Source organism: Allobosea sp. 05T422_2 (assembly GCF_056396265.1).
Window position 1 is genome coordinate 1 of the sequence record NZ_JBFTLD010000493.1, and the last position, 1,845, is coordinate 1,845.

Here is a 1,845-nt window from a genome sequence, read left to right on the forward strand (position 1 = left end):
GGCCGGCAGCAGCATGGCGAAGGGGATCAGCCAGGGGTGGCCGGTGGTTCTTTCCAGCCTGAAATCCTTCCTGGAAACCGGCCGGGGGCTCGACGTCTTCGGCAAGAAGAAAGCGGCCTGAGCCCTCAKAGCATCGGCCCGAAAAGTGGATTGCGATTTTCGGAAGAGGCGATGAAAACACAAAGAGTCAGAGCATCGGCCCGAAGGGCGGAATCTGGTTCTCGGAAAGATCCGATGCTCGAACAAGGAGCTGGATCGCCCATCCCCGCGTCCGAACGGACGCGCGGCGATCCAGTGCCCATCGGCAACCTGGCAGCAGGAGAACGACGATGACCAGGCACTTTGCCGGCGGATGCGCCTGTGGCGCGATCCGTTACGAGACAAGCAGCGAACCCATCGTCGAGATCCACTGCCAGTGCAGGGATTGCCAGAAGCGAAGCGGCACGGGGCACAGTTCCTATCTGACCTTCGCCGGGCGCGCCGATGTGGCCATCGCAGGCGAAGCGAAGAGCTGGCGGGTGGCGGGCGACAGCGGGAACGACAAGATCCACGCCTTCTGTCCCACCTGCGGAACGCCCGTTTACCTGACATTCCAGGCCATGCCGGAGCTGATCGCGGTGCATGCGGCAAGCCTTGACGACCCCGGCCAGTTCAATCCGCACATGGTCGCCTATGGCATTCGCGGCCATGGCTGGGACAGGATCGACCCCGCGCTACGGGTCTTCGAGCGCATGCCGCCGGGGTGACCGGCGGCGGACGCGGAGCTTCGATGGACAGCCGGCGCCACCTTGTGAGGCGCATGGCGGCCGCCCAGCTGGACATATTACTGCCCGGACAGCGCCGCGGTCTCGGCAGCACAATCCGGCATCGGGTTCAAGCGCTTCACCTTCGCTGCCTTCACTTCCGCCTTCGCCGCCCTGAGGTCGGCAAGGAAGGCCGGATTGGTCTGCAGCCGCGCAACGGTCGCMGCCCCCATGATGCGCCCGGCATCGACATCGCTCTGCCAGTGGGCGTCGCAGATGACGCGGCTCTGCCCGAATTCGATGCCGCGCTTGAGCAATTCATTCGAGCGCTCGGGATTGATCTGCGCGAAGACCAGGGCCCATCCCCAGCCCGCGGCGGTGTGGCCGGACGGATACGAGCCGTCGGTCCTCAGAATCGCCTCCTGATCCGCCCTGCAGGTCGATTCATTGTGAACGACGAAGGGCCGGACGCGGTTGTATTTGTTCTTCACGCCATAAGTGGAGAGGCCGAAATCGGACAGCATCTTCTGCGTCATCGCGTAGAGGCGCGGGGTCTGCTTCTGGTCGATCCTGACACCCATCGCGCAGGAGAAATTGTCGGCCGCCTGCGGAAAGGCGAGATCGGCATCGGTAGAGGCGAGCTTCCAGCGACTGGTGTTCCGCAGCGGGAGCGTCGCCTTGCGCGCTTCTTCGTCCCTGGCCAAGGCAGCCGAGTCCTTCTCGGGCGGCGGCCCCAGCAGGACCAGGCTGTCGGGCAGTTCGGATGGCTTGAGATAGCCCGGCGCGATCTTGAAATGCGGATCGGTGACCTTGGACTGGGTTTCACCCGCTTGCGCAAAGGCCTGCCCGCAGAGCGCGATGAGCGCAACCATCGAAACACCTGCGGCCCGAACCGCGCTCGCCGTCATAGACATATCCATTCCTTTCGCCATCGTCGAACTCATAGGCAGACCGGTCAGAACCGGTATGTTGCCGCAATCGCGGGACCGTGCTGCGTCACATCGTAGGAAAAACCGCCCCTGCGATAATCGACATGGAGCGCCCTGTAACCGGCCTTCAACGTCAGGCTCTCGCTCCAGGCGTAATTGACGCTGCCCAAGCC

General features: G+C 63.8%; 2 protein-coding genes. One reads left to right on the plus strand and one right to left on the minus strand.

Annotated elements, in window-relative coordinates:
• Nucleotides 1–329 precede the first annotated feature (329 nt).
• Nucleotides 330–746, plus strand: coding sequence for a GFA family protein (locus AC1DJT_RS36510; RefSeq protein ID WP_441507319.1), 417 nt, complete (start codon nt 330–332; stop codon nt 744–746).
• Nucleotides 747–823: 77 nt separating this feature from the next.
• Here the strand turns inward: AC1DJT_RS36510 and AC1DJT_RS36515 are convergent, their stop codons facing one another.
• Nucleotides 824–1,651, minus strand: coding sequence for an acid phosphatase (locus AC1DJT_RS36515; RefSeq protein WP_476768640.1), 828 nt, complete (start codon nt 1,649–1,651; stop codon nt 824–826).
• Between the last annotated feature and the right edge of the window lie 194 nt (nt 1,652–1,845).

Coding starts and splice junctions, on each gene's coding strand:
- AC1DJT_RS36510 (WP_441507319.1), top strand. CDS start 330: ATGACCAGGCACTTTGCCGGCGGATGCGCCTGTGGCGCGATCCGTTAC.